Raw genomic sequence first — 17882 nt, forward strand, 5'->3', positions numbered from 1 at the left:
CTCCTTCAAATACATACTAAGTATTATATGTATAAGCTAATAAAAAAAGTGCAAATTTCACCATTTTGTCCTTGCAAATGGTCAAAATCACACTTCCTAATCTACGTATAATCAAATTCTGTATAGCTAAGAACGTAACCGATGCTGTCCTTTACAAGATCAAATTGCTGACATCTGTTTCATAAACCTATTATAACATAAAAAGGGGACTTTATACAACAAATTGTACAAAATTTAATACATTTTTTCCGTCCTTTTTTTGTTAATTTTGAAAACCTAATTTTTGCACTTATTGTAACACTGTGATGCACTAAAAAGTGCAAAAAAACAGTTTCTGTCTTCTGCGGAAACTGTTTTTTGATGACTTTTATTTATCCTTTGTAAAAATTGCTAAAACACACTTTTTGAGCTTCTGATTTCCGGTTTATAGCCGGTGTCCTGAAGCGCCTTGATGATCTTGTTTTTATGCTCTGTTCCGAAAGCTTCCATCGTGATCGTAAGTTCCACTGCGCTGTTTCTGTTGATACTTACAAACTGGTTATGCTCTAACTTCACGATATTGCCCTGAGCCTGGGAGATAACCCTTGAAACTCTCGTGAGTTCCCCCGGCTTGTCCGGCAGAAATACGGAAACCGTAAAAATCCTGTCCCTGATAATCAGACCGTGCTGTACCAAAGATGCAATCGTAATAACATCCATATTTCCGCCGCTGATGATCGGGACCACTTTTTTCCCCTCTGCTTTTAGATGCTTCAGTGCCGCAATGGTAAGGAGGCCTGAGTTCTCTGCAAGCATCTTATGGTTTTCCAAAAGATCCAGAAAGCACGGGATCAGTTCTTCATCTTCTACCGTAATGATATCGTCGATATTGTTTTGTATGTAAGGGAATATCTTTTTCCCCGGCGTCTGAACAGCCGTACCGTCGGCGATGGTATTTACATGTTCGCAGGATACAACTTTTCCGGCCTCCAGTGAAGCCTTCATGCAGGCCGCTCCCGCAGGCTCAACACCGATGACTTTGATCTTTGGATTTAAAAGCTTGGCCAGGGTAGAAACTCCTGTCGCAAGTCCTCCCCCGCCGATCGGTACTAAAATATAATCCACGGTGGGCAGTTCCTTGAAGATATCCATCGCAATGGTCCCCTGCCCTGTTGCAACAGCCAGATCATCAAAGGGATGCACAAATGTAAATCCTTTCTCCTGTGCAAGCTTCAGCGCATGTTCACACGCTTCATCATAGACATCTCCGTAAAGGACCACTTTTGCGCCTAAATCTTTCGTCCGGTTGACTTTCAAAAGCGGAGTCGTAGTCGGCATAACAATGGTAGCCTTCACACCCTGTCTCTTTGCGGCCAGCGCCACTCCCTGCGCGTGATTTCCGGCAGATGCGGTGATCAGTCCTTTTACTTTTTCTTCTTCGTTCAGTGTGCTGATCTTATAATACGCTCCCCGTATTTTATAGGCACCGGTCAGCTGCATGTTTTCCGGCTTCAAATAAACGAGGTTTCCTGTCTGCTCAGAAAAATAATCGCTTTTGATCAGTTTTGTGGGCAGAACGATCTCCTGTACTTTGTCATATGCTTTCTCGAATTTGTTTAATGTTAACATCTACTCATCTCCTCTATCAAACAGTGCGTTTACAAACATATCCGGATCAAACGGCTGCAGGTCATCCACCTGTTCGCCGATTCCGATATATTTCACCGGAATTCCCAGTTCTGCCTGGATTGCTATGGCGATGCCTCCCTTTGCCGTACCATCCAGCTTTGTCAGGATAATACCGGAGATGTCTGTGGCCTCTTTAAACTGTTTTGCCTGTGCAAGGGCATTCTGACCCGTCGTGCCGTCCAGTACGATGAGTGTCTCCTTGTACGCTTCCGGGTATTCCCGCTCAACAATGCGGTTGATCTTCTTCAGTTCATCCATCAGGTTCTTTTTGTTGTGAAGCCTTCCGGCCGTGTCACACAGAAGCACATCTACATTCCTGGCTTTCGCAGCGGAAACCGCATCGTACACCACGGCTGCCGGGTCCGCCCCTTCAGCCTGGCTGATAATATCTACACCGGCGCGGCCTGCCCACTCTTTCAGCTGTTCAATAGCACCCGCACGGAATGTGTCCGCCGCCGCCATCATGACCTTCTTCCCCTCGCCTTTCAGCAGGGATGCCATTTTGCCCACTGATGTGGTCTTGCCCACGCCATTGACGCCGATGACCAGCACAACGCTCTTTTTATCTTTAAAATCATATGCCTCTTCGTCCAGCTTCATCTGCTCCTTAATGGAGTCAATGAGAACCTGCCTGCACTCTTCCGGCTCTTTGATCTTATCTTCTTTTACTTTCTTTTTCAGATTTTCAATGATGCTCATGGTAGTATCAATCCCCATGTCGCTCATGATCATTATCTCTTCCAGTTCTTCATAAAAATCATCGTCAATGCTGGAAAACCCTTTAAAAATAGAGTCAAAACCTGAGGCAATGTTATCTCTGGTCTTTGTAAGTCCTGCAGCCAGTCTGCTGAAGAATCCTTTCTTTTCTGCCATTTCAAATCTCCTTCCCATCAAAGCTTTATTCGTCCAGATCGTTTTCGATCAGACTCACGGACACCAGTGTGGAGATACCTTTCTCCTGCATGGTGATCCCATATAAAATATCCGCTGCTGTCATTGTACCACGTCTGTGGGTAATTACAATAAATTGTGTTTCTTTTGTAAGCTTATGCAGGTATTGTGCAAATCTTGCCACATTGGAATCATCCAGCGCAGCCTCGATTTCATCCAGCAGGCAAAACGGCGAAGGTTTCAGATTTTGAATAGCAAACAGAAGGGAAATAGCTGTCAGGGCCTTTTCTCCTCCGGAAAGCTGCATCATATTCTGCAGTTTTTTCCCCGGCGGCTGTGCAATAATCCGGATACCGGACTCCAGCACATCGTCGTCGGTGAGTTCAAGCCTTGCATATCCTCCCCCGAAAAGTTCCTGAAACACCGTCTGGAACATCTCCTGAATATCCTTAAATTTCTCTCTGAACTGATTCCTCATGGCAGCTTCCAGTTCATTAATCAGCCCTGCCAGATGTGCCTCCGCCTTTACGATATCTTCGTGCTGTTTTTTCAGAAATTCATATCTCTCCAAAACATCTTTGTAGTCCTCTATTGCATTGACATTCACCGGCCCCAGTTCCCTGATCTGTGTCTTGATCTCAGCAATTTTCTTCTTCAATTCTGTAAGGCTTTCCTGAGGTTCTTCCCCTGACAGCGACTTTGCCTGATGATATGTAAGCTCATAATTCTCCCACATGTATTCCAGGAGCTCCTGCTGTTTTTCCTCAAGCTTTTCCCTTGCAGACGTAAGCCTCAGCACTTCTTTGTCAAAACCGTTGACTCTCTGCATAAGTTCTTCTCTGACTTTCAGACTCTCCTTATACTTCTCCTCAGTCTCTGAAAGCAGCCTCTGCTTTTGAGAAAGATTCTTCTCTTCTTTTTCAATCCAGAGACTTTTTGATTGGACCCCCTGTCTGCATGCTTCTATCTGCCTCTCAATGTCTCCGATGGATGAATCGACAGAACCGGTCTGCCTGCCAAGTGCCTCCAGATCCTCTTCAATTTTTAAAAGTTCCAGACGAAGCCGTTCTCCGCCGCTCATGATAAAATCCTGGCGCTGCTTCAGCTGGCCGGCTTTCATATGTGCCTCGGAAACTTCCCTGGCCTTTTCTTCTGCCATGCGTCTGGCTTCCTCCAAATGTTTGGAAAGGCTGTGGATCTTCTGTTCTTCGGTCTGGTTTGCTTCCTCCAGCACCTGTTTTTTATCAGATAAAGATGTCACATCGCCATCCATGGACCGGTATTCTTGGCGCAGAGCCTGAGCCTGATCTAAATATTCCTGCTCCCTCTCTGCTTCCTCATGAATCTGTTTGTCAATGGATTTCATCGTCATCACCACAGTGTTTTCCCGAAGCGTATTTTCCTGAATCCTGCCTTTTAAACGGCTGATCTTCTTTTCCGCCTGCCCGTACTGCTCTGTCTTTTCTTCAAGCACTTTGGAGAGACGCAGAATTTCATCTCTGTCCTTTAGGAGCTTTTGCTCAAGTTCTTTTAATTCACGGTTTCTTCCGAGAAGATTGCTCTTATTCTTATAGGCACCTCCGGACATAGAACCTCCGGGGTTCAGTGCATCCCCTTCCAGCGTTACGATGCGGAAAGAGTGTTTGTACTTTGCCGCGATCCGAATCCCGTCGTCGATGGATTCCACTACGAGTACACGGCTGAGAAGTGACTGGAACAAGTCTGAAAACCTGTCTTCATAGCTGGCGAGACGGTCACAGGTGCCGATCACTCCCTTCTCATGCACTGCCTCAGGCCTTGGAAATCCGCCCCTCTGCTTTACTGCGTTGAGCGGAAGGAATGTCACCCTGCCGTACCGGTTTTTTTTCAGAAATTCGATCATTTCCTTGGCTGTCTGCTGGGTATCCGTGACTACATTTTGAATCGCTCCTCCGAGAGCAGTCTCCACGGCAAGTTCATATTTTTTCCTGACTTTCATGATATCGGCTACAGCACCGATGATACCCGGATATCTCTCCTTCTGCTCCATCACCCTCTTGATGCCGAATCCATATCCCTCATAGCGTTCCGCCATGTTTCTTAACGTCTCATAGCTGGACTGGCTCCTGTGGAAACCCTCCTTTTTCAGGGTGAGCTCCTCCTGGACGGATCTTCTCTCATCTCCCAGTCCGCCGCAGATCTCCTGCTCTGTCTCCAGTTCCTTGAGGATCCGCCTTTTTTCTTCCGCCAGTCCGAGCCTCTTATATTCTTCCTGTTCTTTTCTCTTCTCCTGCTCTGCCCTGTGATGTCCGGAGTTTTCTGCCTGCGAGATCAGATGGCGAATCCGCACATCCAGCTGCTCCCTCACAGTCTCCACATGCTGCAGCCTGTTGGAAAGATTCATCTGATTGTTGGCAAAACTCTGCTGATTTCTGCGAAGCTTCTCAAGTTCTTTCTCCGTATCCTGAATATCCTTCTGGAGAAATGCGACTCTGCTCTCTCTTTCCACAGTATCTTCCTGGGCTTTCAAAACCGCCTCTTCGATTTCCCTGCGCTCTTTTCGAAGTTCAGAAAGCTGTGAGCACTTGTCCTCTTTTTCTCCGGTAAGCCGGCGGATGTCAGATGTCAGATGAGTCTCCCTCATCCGCTCCGTGTTCATCTGTTCTCTTAAGACCTTGATCTGGCCTTCCTGTTTCTCTTTGTCGACTTTGGCCATAGAAAGTTCTTCTGTCCCGGCCTCGATCTTGTGTTTCAGCTCATTTAAATACCGGTCCTGTCTCTCATACTCGGCTTTCGTCTGTTCCAGGCGCCTGTCCGCGTCATCCACTTCTCCCTGGGCGATCCGGATCTTCCCATCCAGACTCTCGATCTCATCGGACAGCCGGCCGTTTTCCACGAGGAACATTGATGTGTCATATTCCTTCAGCCTGTCTCTGTATGAGAGATATTCTCTTGCCTTTTCAGACTGAGACTTCAGAGGGCCAACCTGCCGTTCCAGTTCCGAAAGGATATCCGTTACCCGGTTTAAGTTTTCCCGTTCTGCCTCCAGAGATTTTTCTGTCTCAAGTTTATTCTTTTTATATTTTACGATGCCGGCAGCCTCATCGAACAGTTCTCTCCGATCCTCCGGCTTACCGCTCAAAATCTGGTCGATCTGTCCCTGACCGATAATAGAATAGCCCTCTTTGCCTATTCCGGTATCAAAAAACAATTCCACGATATCTTTCCGCCTGCACGGACTGCCATTCATCAGATATTCGCTTTCACCGGAGCGGTAAACTCTCCTGGCCACCGTGACCTCTTCAAACCCGATCGGCAGACTGTGGTCGCTGTTGTCCATAGTGATGGCAACGTAAGCAGAACCCATCGGCTTTCTCATCTCCGTGCCGGAAAAAATCACGTCTTCCATCTTGGCGCCCCGGAGCTGTTTTGCGCTCTGTTCTCCGAGCACCCACCGGACCGCATCCGCCACATTGCTTTTTCCGCTTCCGTTGGGACCAACAATTCCCGTGATGCCGCTGTCAAATTTAAAAATCATTTTGTTGGCGAAGGATTTAAATCCATTCACTTCAATGCTTTTCAGATACATAGCTACCTCAATATCCCGTCCTTATGTTTCATTGCCTCATAGGCTGCCGTCTGCTCCGCACTTTTCTTGCTTCTTCCCGTTCCGGTTCCAATGACTTTTTCCCCGAGCCTGGCCTCCACCGTGAAAGTCTTCTGGTGGTCAGGTCCCTCTTCCTTTATCAGTTCATAAGTAAGGGGCTGCTTGGAGAAGCTCTGCACAAGTTCCTGGAGCGAAGTTTTGGCGTCATAAAACAACACCTTTTCATCCACGTCCTGAAGCAGATACGTTTCCACGAACTTTCTGGCCTCATCGAAGCCCTGATCCAGATATACGGCTCCGATCACGGCCTCAAACGCATCCGATAAGATGGAATCCCTCTCCCTTCCTCCGGTCAGGTCTTCCCCTTTGCTCAGCAGCAGATAATCGCCCAGAGCGAGATCCTTGGCGCAAAATGCCAGAGTAGGCTCGCAGACAAGGCTGGCTCTCATTTTTGTCAGTTTTCCCTCCGGTTCGTCTTTGTAAGTCTTAAACAGATAGTCGCTCATGATCAGTTCCAGCACCGCATCTCCCAAAAACTCCAGCCGTTCATTGTCTTTCCCCCGGGGAAGTTTCCGCTCATTTGCATAGGAACTGTGGGTCAGTGCAGTCGTCAGCAATTTCTTGTCATGAAAACGAATCTTGATTTTTTTCTGGAAATCTTCCTGATTTGATTGATTCATACCTTTTATTTTTCCTTTACAATCTGTTCTTTGATCTTTTCATTGATTTTTGCCTCTGAAAAAGCAATACACTGTATGATCGCATTCTTCGTCTCTTTTGCCTTGGAACTTCCGTGCATCTTCACGACCAGGCCGTTTAAACCGAGAAGAGGAGCTCCGCCGTGTTCCGATGCGTCAAAGCGTTTCAGGGTCTTTTTCAGTGACGGTTTTACGAGAAGCCCTCCGATCTTTCCGCGGAGACTCTGCATCATTCCGTCTTTTACAATTGACATCAGTGTTGAGGACAGGCCTTCTGACAATTTCAGGATCACATTTCCCACAAAAGCATCACAGACTACTACATCTGCCTGACCGGAATGGATTTCTCTGGCCTCGATGCTTCCGGTAAAGTTGATCTCCTCACATTCCTTCAAAAGAGGAAATGTTTCTTTTACAAGTGCGTTTCCCTTTGCCTCTTCCACGCCGACATTTACGATGGCAACTTTCGGATTTTTAACACCTACCACGTCTTCCATATAAATAGAACCCATCTTTGCAAATTCCAGAAGGTATTCCGGTTTTGCGTCCATGTTGGCGCCGCTGTCGATGATCAGGGAAACCCCTTTTGTAGTCGGCATCAGAGCGGCCAGAGGGGCGCGTTTCACCCCTTTGATCCTGCCCACCACGAACTGTCCTCCCACGAGAATCGCTCCTGAACTTCCCGCTGATACGAATGCATCTGCAGTCTGGTCTTTTACCATCTTCATCCCGACTACCATGGAAGAATCTTTCTTCTTACGAATCGCCTCTACCGGTGATTCATCACAAGAAATTTCTTCTTCTGCATTGATCACTTCGATCTGCTCGCTCTTATAGCGGTATTTCTTTAATTCCTCGTGGATTCTCGGGGATTTTCCGACAAGGTAAACTTTAATATTGCTGTTTTCGTTCACCGCATCCACCGCGCCTTTTACGATCTCTCCGGGGGCATTGTCCCCTCCCATGGCATCCAGCGCTACTTTAACTATCTTTTCCATTTGCAACCTCCTTGATACAAAATTACCAGATGAAAAGAAATGCCATCCGCTTAAACTCATAAAGTCTAAACGCATGGCAATTCATGACAACATATGCTGCTGTCAACTCTTACTGAGCATTTACGATTTCTCTTTTATTGTAAGATCCGCAGGCTTTGCACACTCTGTGAGGCATCATTAATTCACCGCACTTGCTGCATTTTACTAAAGCTGGTGCAGTCATTTTCCAGTTAGCTCTACGTTTATCTCTTCTCGCTTTTGAAGATTTATTCTTCGGACAGATTGACATTGGTATTACACCTCCTTAAAATTCTTAAAAATATCCTGGATAGCTGCCATCCGCGGATCTTTAACCGCCCGGTCACAGCCACACTCTTCCTTGTTCAGATTCGTTCCGCACACTGGACAAAGCCCTCTGCAGTCTTCACCGCATAACACCTTTGTTGGCAGCAGGGGAATCACTTCTTCAAGAATAAGTTTATCCACATTAAGACTGCTTCCATCTACGAAAGACACTTGATCCTTACAAGTTTCTTCTATGTCATCAAAATCCAATGTCTTTGAGACATTGAGCCTGATCTTTTCCGGAACCTCGGTGAGACACCGGTCACAGGGCATCCCGACTGTGATGCTTGTCTGAAATGAGACGGAAACCGTCCTCTTCCCTTCATTTTTTAAAATAACCGGAAAAGAAGGCTTTTCGAGGATCGGATAGCTTTCTCTTTTGAGAATAAGCTCCTCCATATCCATGGAACATTCCACCGTCTCTTCATGATCCGGCATTGATAACAATTTTGATAACTGAATCAGCATACTATCTCCTAAAATTTCATACTTGTCTATTATACAAACGCAATATTTGTTTGTCAAGTAATTTTATTTTACAAGGGCTACCGTATCCCTTGCGATCATCACTTCCTCGTTGGTCGGAATACAGAGCACTTTGACCCTGGAATCATCCGTTGAAATGACCGCCGCTTTTCCATGCACATCGTTCTTCTGAGCATCGATCTTTGCACCGATGCAATCCAGATATTCTCCGATGGCCGCTCTCGTGGCGTCGTCATTTTCTCCCAGTCCCGCTGTGAAGGCGATGGCGTCCACCCCGTTCATAGCCACAGTGTAAGCTCCGATATATTTTGCCACACGGTAAACATAAGCAGCCATCGCAGCCTCTGCCGCTTTGTTGCCCTCTGCCTTTGCGGCTTTGACATCTCTGAAATCAGAAGAAATACCGCTGGACATTCCGAGCACTCCGGATTCTTTGTTTAAGATACTGACTACTTCGGACACGGTTTTATTTTCTTTGTTAGCGATAAACTCAAGGATCGCCGGGTCCAGGTCTCCGGAACGTGTACCCATGATCAGCCCTTCAAGCGGTGTCAGCCCCATAGAAGTATCTACAGATTCTCCGCCTTTGACTGCTGTGACACTGGCACCGTTCCCTAAATGGCATACGATGATATTGATATCCTTGATGTCTTTTCCGAGCATTTTGGCAGCCTCACGGGAAACAAACTGATGAGAAGTCCCGTGGAATCCATAGCGGCGGATTCCGTCTTCATCATAGTACTTTCTCGGGATTCCATAGAGAAATGCTTTTTCCGGCATCGTCTGATGGAATGCGGTATCAAAAACTGCCACCATCGGCTTATTCTTCATGAGTTCCCGGCAGGCCTCAATTCCGATCAGAGCCGCAGGGTTATGGAGCGGTGCAAATACGTTGCACTCCTCGATCTCTTTTAACACATCCTCTGTGATAATGCAGGATTTCGTAAACTTTTCTCCGCCGTGTACGACTCTGTGTCCCACGGCACTGATCTCGTCCAAAGATGCGATCACACCGTTTTCTTTGTCTGTAAGCTGCTCAAGCACAATGCCGATGGCCGTCTTGTGGTCCGGCATAGCCGGAGTAGTCTTGATCTTGTCTTTTCCGGCAGGCTCATGCGTCAGGGCTCCGTCAATCCCGATCCTCTCACAGAGACCTTTTGCCAGTACGTCTTCTGTGTCTGAATCGATCAACTGGTATTTGAGGGAGGAACTTCCGCAATTAATAACTAAAACTTTCATCTTCATTCTCCTATATATTCTAATCTTTTAATCTCTAATTGTTCTCCGTAAGCTGCGCCTGCACTGCTGTAATCGCCACAACTCCGACGATATCCTCCGCCTTGCATCCACGGGACAAGTCATTGACAGGCTTTGCAATCCCCTGGGTAACCGGGCCGTAGGCTTCCGCTTTTGCCAGCCTCTGGACTAATTTGTATCCGATATTTCCTGCATCCAGGTCCGGGAAGACGAGCACATTGGCTTTTCCTGCCACTTCGCTTCTCGGAGCCTTTGATGCAGCCACCTCAGGAACAATCGCCGCATCCAGCTGCAGTTCTCCGCAGATCAGTGTATCCGGATAATCTCTCTTTGCGATCGCTGTTGCTTCCACAACCTTTGTCACATCGTCGTGCTTTGCACTTCCCACTGTGGAATGGGAAAGCATGGCAACCCTCGGTTCTTCTCCAACCAGCTGTTTAAACGTCTGCGCAGAGCTTCCGGCAATGGCTGCCAGCTGTTCTGAATTCGGATTCTGATTCAATCCACAGTCTGCGAATACGAAAGTGCCGTTGGCGCCGAGTTCACAGTCCGGCACTACCATCAGGAAGAAGGCAGAAACGATCCTTGTCCCCGGAGCCGTCTTGACAACCTGAAGGGCAGACCGCAGAACGTTGGCGGATGAGTTTACCGCCCCCGCAACCATACCGTCCGCATCTCCGGCACGCACCATCGTAGCTCCGAAAAACAGCGGGTTGGAAAGCAGGATTTCTTTTGCGTCTTCCGGAAGCAGTCCCTTGCTCTTTCTGGCTTCGCACAAAGATTCGATGTATGTATTGAGTCTTTCGCAGTTATTTGGATCTACAAAATAGGCCTTGGATAGATCTAATCCCTCTGCGCGGCTTAAAATCTCCTCCTCGTTTCCCACAAGAATAATGTCAGCTATCCCTTCTCTCAGCACTGTGTCTGCCGCCTCGAGAGTACGGGGATCTCCGGTCTCAGGCAAAACAATCTTTTTTTTCTCACTCTTAGCTCGTTCTTTAATCACATCAATAAAACTCATTACGTTGCTCCTTCCAACTTTCTACAAAGATGAATTCTTCTCATGGAAATTATACAATATTCGTTTGTTGTATACAATATGCCTTGTTGTACTTTTCCTAGTACATCTCATCTCATAATGTTTTCATTTTACTATCTTTTATTTTTAATAGCAAGTTTCAGCCTTTTATTTCCTCTTTTTTGTGCAATTTTACCTTTTTTGAGTTCTTTGTTATAATGATTTCACAAAAGAAAGGAGAGCAGCAATGAAAACTGCGGCAATTATCTGTGAGTATAACCCGTTTCATAACGGACATCTTTATCATATCGAAGAGACAAAGCGCATCTTAGGCGCTGATTATATCATTGCACTGATGAGCGGAAATTATGTACAGCGCGGCGCCCCGGCCGTCATCGAAAAAAAAACAAGGGCCAGAATGGCACTCATGAACGGAGCCGACCTGGCGCTGGAGCTGCCGCTCTGGTTTTCCTCCGGCAGCGCCCCGTATTTTGCAGACGGCAGTGTCGCCCTCCTGGAAGGCCTTGGTGTGGTAGACATTCTCTCTTTCGGGAGTGAATGCGGATCTCTGAGCCTTCTGATCTCCCTCGGAAGCCTTCTTGCAGACAGAGAGGAGGATCTCACGGAGCAGATCAAAAAATTTTTAAAGACCGGCATTTCCTATCCCAAAGCGAGGGAAAAAGCGATTCTCTCACTTGGCTGTTCCAAGAGTGACGCCGATATCCTCAGAGAGCCAAACAACCTTCTGGGGCTCGAATATATCATGGCGCTGAAACGCAGAAACAGCAGCATCCGTCCATTCTGTATCCCAAGGAAACAGAGCAGCCACCGGAGTCTTGACCTGACTGGCAGCATCAGCTCTGCCTCCGCCATCCGGTCACAGCTGGCTGTTTTTGACGGCCTTAACAAGTGTCTGGAAAGCATGCCGGAAAATCTGCACCCGATCCTCCGTGAGGATTACCGGCGCCGGTTTCCCATCCTGCTCGATGATTTTTCCGATCTGCTGTCCTATAAACTCTGCATGGAAGATTCCTTTGAGGACTATTGGGACGTCTCAAAGGATCTGAGTGACCGTCTGATCAGTATGACCGTTCCGGGCCAGCCCTTTTCCTGCCAGATCGAAGCCGTCAAAAACAAAAGCCTGACCTGGAGCCGTATAAGCAGAGGTCTCCTGCACATCCTCCTCGGCATGAAGCAGGAAATAAAGGACAGCTATACCCGCTCAGAACAGCCCCTGTATTTTCAGATCCTTGGCTTTAAAAAAGAGGCTTCCTCTCTGATCCGGGAAATCAAAAAGAAAAAAACCTGGCCGATGGTCCGGCATTTAAGACCGCTTGACGATCCGCTTACGAAGGTCCAGGAACAGATGCTTCAAACAGAGAGAAAAGCGGATGCCCTCTACCAGATGATGCTTCGGGCAAAATTTAAGACTCAGGTAAAAGAAGAACAAATCATAATATAACCGTCCGTCTCATAGGCTTAAGAGGACAGGGGGTTTTTCTATGGGTAAATACTTTTATCAGTTTTGTTTGATTTTAACTGCGTTCCTTCTATTTTTATTTCCGGAACAGTGCGTGGCAGGTGCCAAAAACGGCCTGCTGCTCTGGTCCGGAACCATCGTACCCACGCTCCTGCCATTTTTTCTTCTGACAAACCTTATGATGAAATACCAGACAGTCCACTATATTTCCTATTTGTTTTATCCTCTGTTTAAAATATTTCCATGGCTGAACAAAGACCTGGCCTATACGATTCTGATTGGCTTCTTGTGCGGCTATCCTCTGGGCGGCAAGATCATCAACGATCTGGTGCTTTCTGGTTCCTACACAAAAAAAGAAGGGGAATCCCTTCTTGTGCTCTGCAACAATGTAAGCCCGATGTTTTCGATCGGCTTTACGCTGACCCTGATCTTAAAAGGGACCCTTAATGTACCCCTTTATTTTTTCTGCCTTTATACGCCCAATCTCCTGTACTTTATCTTCATCCTCTGGAAATTCAGAGGTACAGGATTTTTACACGTGCATCAGAAACACCCGAGGACTGCGGCGATCAAATCCTTTGACGAGATTATTTTTGACAGTTTGAAGACGATTTTTACCATCGGTATTTTTATCATGGTATTCTCCATCGTATCTTCTCTTCTCCAAAGCGGCATGCTCCCCTCCTATGTCACGGCACCGGTAATCGGAATGCTCGAGATCACAACAGGGATCTCTCATATAAGTTTTCTGACCCTGGGCTTCAGACAAAAAGCAGCCGCAATCCTTGCCGTCAGCTCTTTCGGCGGCCTGTGCAGCCTGGCACAGGTCAAGAGCGTCTGCCAAAAATCACAGCTGTCTATGAAAAGCTATCTAATTTTTAAGATGCTCTTTGCCTGCATAAGCAGCGGAATGCTACTCCTCTTCCTGTGACACGAAATCTTCGGCGGTTCTCGCCTTCGTCCGGGAAGCCCCGTCAAGCTGCTGCCGGATTTCCTCATAGTTGGTGCTGATCGACTCTATATCGCTGTCTAAGGTAGATAAAAGCTGTTCAAAAAGGCTCTGCTGACCCTCTTTTACTTTTGTTATGTAGTCCTGGACATCTTCCATAATATCGCACGTGTACTGCAATGCGCCGTATCTCACCTGATCAGCCTCTTCATTGGCATTATGAATGACATCATTTGCGTGGTTTAAAGCAGCCTCTTCAATCTCTTTCGCACGCATTTTTGCCATCTCTACGATCTCATTTTCATCAATCAGCTCTCCGGCTTCTCTGGCCGCCTGGTCTACGATATTCTGGGCCTTGATCCTGGCATCTTCCAAGATGGCATCTTTGTTCATCATGACCTTGCGGCTGCGCTCCACCTCACCCGGAATCTGTTTTCTCAGCTCCTCGATGACCGTGATCAGCACATCCCTGTCAATGACAACTTTGCCCGGATTAAACCTTGCCGGCTTGGCCTCATCGATCAAAATTTCAATATCATCGATCATTTCATGCAAATATTTCTCACTCATGCTTCTCCCTCTATTCTTTCTCTAAATTTTTGCTTCAGCTTCTGTTCCACATACGGAGGCACCAGTTCACTGACATCTCCGTGATAGGATGCGATCTCCCTCACGATTGTAGAGCTCAAGTATGCATATTCCGTACTTGTAGTAAAAAACATCGTATCCAGATTAGAGTCCAGCTTATTATTGATCTGGGCGATCTGCAGTTCATACTCGAAATCTGTGACGGCGCGGAGCCCGCGGACCGTAATATCCGCGTTGTTTTCCCTTGCAAAGTCCACCAGCAGACCGGAAAAAGATTTCACCTCAACATTCTCCATATCCTTTGTGGCTTCCATGAGAAATTCCACTCTTTCTTCCATCGAAAATAACGGATTTTTTTCACTGTTCAGCAAAATCCCTATGACCAGTTTATCAAAAACTCTGATAGAACGTTTAATAATATCCAAATGCCCATAAGTTACCGGGTCAAAGCTTCCCGGATACACTGCGATGCTCATTTCTCAGCCCTCCTGCACTTTTTGCAAAAAAGTATGCTTATTAGTTTTATATTCCTTTATCTTTAGAACCTTGAGATACTCAAACATCTCATCTTGAATCTCTGTCTGTAAGCTGGATTCGGCAATGACCAGGGCGTTCTCCTTCAAGAGATCCGAATGATCCAGTTCGTTAAGCACTGCATTCTCCATTCCTCTGTCATAAGGAGGGTCCATAAAAATATAGTCAAATTTCCGGCCCTCTGATCCAAGCTTCCTCAATGCACTTATGACATCTGTCACGAGGATCTGCGCTTCATCTGCAAGCTTCGTATGTACCAGGTTGTCCTGAATGCAGGAAGCCGCCTTTTTATTGTTTTCCACAAAAACAGCATGCTTACAGCCCCTGCTCAGAGCCTCTATCCCAATGGCTCCGCTGCCCGCAAACAAGTCCAGAAAATCTTTTCCTGCAAGTTCATGCTGGATCATATTAAACAATGTTTCCTTAATGCGGTCCTGTGTCGGTCTCGTATCCATGCCTTCCACTGTTTTAAGCCTTAAACTTCTGGCTTTTCCTGAAATCACTCGCATTTTTTTATCTTCCTTCGTTTTTTCTCCCTACTATTGTATTATATTCAGATAATTTGTCAACTAAATAACAAAGAAATTCCTGCACCATGCAAAAGGAGCAGTCAGAACTGACGCTCTGATTGCTCCTCTTTTTTCTTTCGTTCTCTCATCAAAATTACGAGTAAAAACTGATTCGTTTGAATCCGTTAACTAACGGCCAGACATTTCCTCTTCCTGTCTGCGGATCATTTTACGAACCATTTCTCCTCCAACAGAACCTGCCTGAGCAGTTGTTAAATGTCCGTTGTATCCTTCTTTTAAGTCTACACCGATTTCATTAGCAACCTCGAATTTGAATCTGTCCAGTGCTTCCCTAGCCTCTGGAACTTCCACTCTGTTGTTTCCTTTGCTGTTTGCTGAAGTACGTTCTTCCATTTTGAAAGACCTCCGTTTCTTTTGTTGTTTTTTGTTACGAAGATAGTATGTTTAATAATACAAAAGATACACTGAGAGTTTTTACATGGAATAACATTTTTTTCTTTGGAAGTTTAATACTTTACTTTGAAGTCCTTTTCTCCCTCACTGAGCGGACATTCTTCAACTGTTACATGGTCGATCCGCATAAATCTGTGTCCGTGTTTCATGGCTTCCATAAAATCTTCAATCTGTTTTTTTGTCCCCTGGGCTTCTGCGGTGACAGAACCGTCATACATATTTTTCACCCAGCCTGTCACATGAAACTGTGCAGCATTCATCTGTGCAAAATACCGGAATCCTACTCCCTGGACTCTTCCTGTAAACCGCAAACGTACACGAATCATAGCGAACCTCCTTTATATCCTGTTGGCAAGCGAAATCTGTTTTTCCAGTCGGCTGTTTTTTAATGTGGAGAAATCAAATCCTTCCTCACACAGCTGATGTACCGCATCGCTTGCCTGTTTTAAAAGATCTGCGTTGGTATAAATATCGGCCAGGACAAAATCCATCATCCCGCTCTGCCGGACCCCGAAAAAGTCTCCCGGACCTCTGAGTTTCAAATCCTGATTGGCAATGTAAAATCCGTCATTGGACTTATTTAACACTTCCAACCGCTCCATAGTCTCTTTCTTTTTTGCTCCACTCATGAAAATACAATAGGACTGGTGTTCTCCCCTCCCCACCCTGCCTCTCAGCTGATGCAGCTGGGCGAGGCCGAATCGTTCGGCGTTTTCCACCATCATGATCGTGGCATTGGGCACATTGACACCGACCTCGACGACCGTGGTGGACACCAGGATGTGGATTTTCTGCTCCGAAAATTCATCCATGATCTTCTGCTTTTCCTTTGGTTTCATTTTACCATGAAGCACCCCGATCTGTACACCGGGAGGAAACTGTTCTCTCAGCATATTGGCATACTGGATCACATTTTCACCCTCCATGGCCTCGCTCTCCTCCACCATCGGACAGATGATATAGACCTGCCGCCCCTCTGCCACCTGCTTTTCCATAAACCGATATGCGTTCGGACGGTAACTCTGATTGACGACACAATTTTTAATAGGGAGACGATTTTTCGGCAGCTCATCGATGATGGACACATCCAGATCGCCGTACATGATGATCGCCAGGGTCCTCGGGATAGGCGTGGCACTCATGACAAGGACATGGGGCTCCTTCCCCTTCTTCGAGAGGATCTCTCTCTGCCGGACCCCGAACCTGTGCTGTTCATCCGTGATGACCAGGGCCAGCCGGTCATACTCCACAGCATCCTGAATCAGGGCATGGGTCCCGATGACAATATCATACTCATGGTTTTTAATCCCCTGATAGATTTCTCTCTTTTCTTTTGCCTTTGCAGAGCCTGTGAGCAGTGCCGCAGACACGCCGAACGGTCCAAGAAGTTCCTGGAAAGTCTCGTAGTGCTGGCTTGCAAGTACTTCCGTCGGAGCCATCAGAACGCCCTGATACCCGGCCTTCGCGCACATCAAAAGAAGGATCACCGCAAGGATCGTCTTCCCTGATCCCACGTCCCCCTGCACGAGGCGGTTCATGACCTTCTCTCCCATTAAATCCTTCTGCATCTCCAAAAGAGCCCTTTTCTGTGCTCCGGTCAGTTCATAAGGAAGTGACTTGATAAGCCTGTCCGCCTCGCCGCATACCGGGATCAGATAACGGTTTTTTTCCTCCCGGTGCTCCTGTTTCATCAGGTTCATCCCTGCCATAAAGATAAAAAACTCATCAAAGATCAGTCTTTTTTTTGCTTCTACCAGTGTCTGCTTATCTTTTGGAAAATGAACATTCCAGATGGCCTCGCTGTAATCCATTGGACGGTATTTTTGAAGGATCTGCTCCGGCAGATACTCCCGGATCTCCTTTATATACTCCTCGGTCTGCATGACAGCCTTGCTGACTGTTTTATTCGTAATTCCCGAAGTCAGCGGATAGACCGGCTGTAAGGTCTGCTGTTTTGCGCTGTAATCCTCCTCTTTAAAAATCTCCGGGTGCTCCATCATCAGGCGTCCGTTTTTAAATACCGGTGTACCCACGAAGATATAATCCTCTCCCCGGTGGATCTGTTTTTTTAAGTATGGCATATTAAACCAGGTAAATGTCATAGTGCCTGAACTGTCCCTTCCGAGACAGGAGACAATCTTTAATCCTCTTACGTATCGGATATTCACATCTGATGTAATCCTCACCTGAACCGCGGCTCTCTCCCCTGCCGTCAGTTCAGAGAGCAGGACAGGATCTTCATAAGTCAGATAATATCTGGGATACATGGTGATCAGGCTGTCCACATTCTCGACTCCCAGCTTTTTAAATCCGTTATATGTTTTTTCACCGATCCCCTTCAGGCATTGGATATTTGTATCCCCGTTCATAAATCAACTACTCCTTTATAAATGTGGACCTC

17 protein-coding genes are annotated in these 17882 nt (G+C 46.6%); 2 read left to right on the top strand and 15 right to left on the bottom strand.

The features are described from left to right. Window positions 1-390 precede the first annotated feature (390 nt). The 9 genes from ilvA to pta all read right to left on the bottom strand — a co-directional run bounded on the left by ilvA (window position 391) and on the right by pta (window position 10950). Entirely contained in the window at window positions 391-1608 is a 1218-nt protein-coding gene (gene ilvA, locus P8F77_RS12165; RefSeq protein WP_024727052.1) for a threonine ammonia-lyase, read from the bottom strand. Then, entirely contained in the window at window positions 1609-2541 is a 933-nt protein-coding gene (gene ftsY, locus P8F77_RS12170) for a signal recognition particle-docking protein FtsY (protein ID WP_024727051.1), read from the bottom strand. Window positions 2542-2566: 25 nt separating this feature from the next. Then, window positions 2567-6127: a chromosome segregation protein SMC gene (smc, locus tag P8F77_RS12175; protein WP_148459055.1), complete on the bottom strand. Its 3561-nt coding sequence runs from the start codon at window positions 6125-6127 to the stop codon at window positions 2567-2569. Between the two features lie 2 nt (window positions 6128-6129). After that, window positions 6130-6825, bottom strand: a complete 696-nt coding sequence (gene rnc, locus P8F77_RS12180) for a ribonuclease III (RefSeq protein WP_024727049.1) — start codon at window positions 6823-6825, stop codon at window positions 6130-6132. 5 nt (window positions 6826-6830) lie between these two features. Then, window positions 6831-7841 (bottom strand): phosphate acyltransferase PlsX, encoded by a 1011-nt coding sequence (gene plsX / locus P8F77_RS12185; protein ID WP_024727048.1) that lies wholly within the window; start codon window positions 7839-7841, stop codon window positions 6831-6833. Window positions 7842-7950: 109 nt separating this feature from the next. After that, window positions 7951-8130: a 50S ribosomal protein L32 gene (gene rpmF, locus P8F77_RS12190; RefSeq protein ID WP_006565851.1), complete on the bottom strand. Its 180-nt coding sequence runs from the start codon at window positions 8128-8130 to the stop codon at window positions 7951-7953. Window positions 8131-8135: 5 nt separating this feature from the next. Then, the gene (locus P8F77_RS12195) at window positions 8136-8654 is read right to left on the bottom strand and encodes a DUF177 domain-containing protein (RefSeq protein ID WP_024727047.1); all 519 of its coding nucleotides are present in this window, start codon (window positions 8652-8654) and stop codon (window positions 8136-8138) included. A 63-nt stretch (window positions 8655-8717) separates the two neighbouring features. Next, window positions 8718-9911, bottom strand: coding sequence for an acetate kinase (locus P8F77_RS12200; RefSeq protein WP_024727046.1), 1194 nt, complete (start codon window positions 9909-9911; stop codon window positions 8718-8720). Between the two features lie 34 nt (window positions 9912-9945). Then, the gene (gene pta, locus P8F77_RS12205; protein WP_148459053.1) at window positions 9946-10950 is read right to left on the bottom strand and encodes a phosphate acetyltransferase; all 1005 of its coding nucleotides are present in this window, start codon (window positions 10948-10950) and stop codon (window positions 9946-9948) included. A gap of 244 nt (window positions 10951-11194) precedes the next feature. Between pta and P8F77_RS12210 the strand changes: the two genes are divergently transcribed. Continuing rightward, the gene (locus tag P8F77_RS12210; RefSeq protein WP_287517853.1) at window positions 11195-12409 is read left to right on the top strand and encodes a nucleotidyltransferase family protein; all 1215 of its coding nucleotides are present in this window, start codon (window positions 11195-11197) and stop codon (window positions 12407-12409) included. Between the two features lie 40 nt (window positions 12410-12449). Next, a complete protein-coding gene (locus P8F77_RS12215) occupies window positions 12450-13358 on the top strand; it encodes a sporulation protein (protein WP_024727043.1) in 909 nt (302 codons plus the stop codon). Here P8F77_RS12215 and P8F77_RS12220 read toward each other — a convergent pair. The 6 genes from P8F77_RS12220 to recG form a co-directional block, all read right to left on the bottom strand. Further along, window positions 13341-13946 carry a hypothetical protein gene (locus P8F77_RS12220; RefSeq protein ID WP_024727042.1) on the bottom strand — a complete coding sequence of 202 codons (606 nt, stop codon included), beginning with the start codon at window positions 13944-13946 and terminating at the stop codon, window positions 13341-13343. The genes P8F77_RS12215 and P8F77_RS12220 overlap by 18 nt on opposite strands. Further along, the gene (gene coaD, locus P8F77_RS12225; protein ID WP_024727041.1) at window positions 13943-14440 is read right to left on the bottom strand and encodes a pantetheine-phosphate adenylyltransferase; all 498 of its coding nucleotides are present in this window, start codon (window positions 14438-14440) and stop codon (window positions 13943-13945) included. The genes P8F77_RS12220 and coaD overlap by 4 nt, the downstream gene beginning before the upstream one ends. Window positions 14441-14443: 3 nt before the next feature. Then, window positions 14444-15007 (bottom strand): 16S rRNA (guanine(966)-N(2))-methyltransferase RsmD, encoded by a 564-nt coding sequence (rsmD, locus tag P8F77_RS12230; protein WP_347256140.1) that lies wholly within the window; start codon window positions 15005-15007, stop codon window positions 14444-14446. 189 nt (window positions 15008-15196) lie between these two features. Continuing rightward, complete coding sequence (locus tag P8F77_RS12235; protein WP_006565871.1) at window positions 15197-15421, bottom strand: alpha/beta-type small acid-soluble spore protein; 225 nt, start codon at window positions 15419-15421, stop codon at window positions 15197-15199. A 113-nt stretch (window positions 15422-15534) separates the two neighbouring features. Then, on the bottom strand, window positions 15535-15807 hold the full coding sequence (locus P8F77_RS12240; protein ID WP_024727039.1) for an acylphosphatase: 273 nt from the start codon (window positions 15805-15807) through the stop codon (window positions 15535-15537). Window positions 15808-15819: 12 nt separating this feature from the next. After that, the gene (gene recG, locus P8F77_RS12245) at window positions 15820-17850 is read right to left on the bottom strand and encodes an ATP-dependent DNA helicase RecG (protein WP_148459050.1); all 2031 of its coding nucleotides are present in this window, start codon (window positions 17848-17850) and stop codon (window positions 15820-15822) included. Window positions 17851-17882 lie beyond the last annotated feature (32 nt).

Source organism: Anaerostipes sp. PC18 (assembly GCF_039789045.1).
In the GTDB taxonomy this organism is placed as follows: domain Bacteria; phylum Bacillota; class Clostridia; order Lachnospirales; family Lachnospiraceae; genus Anaerostipes; species Anaerostipes hominis.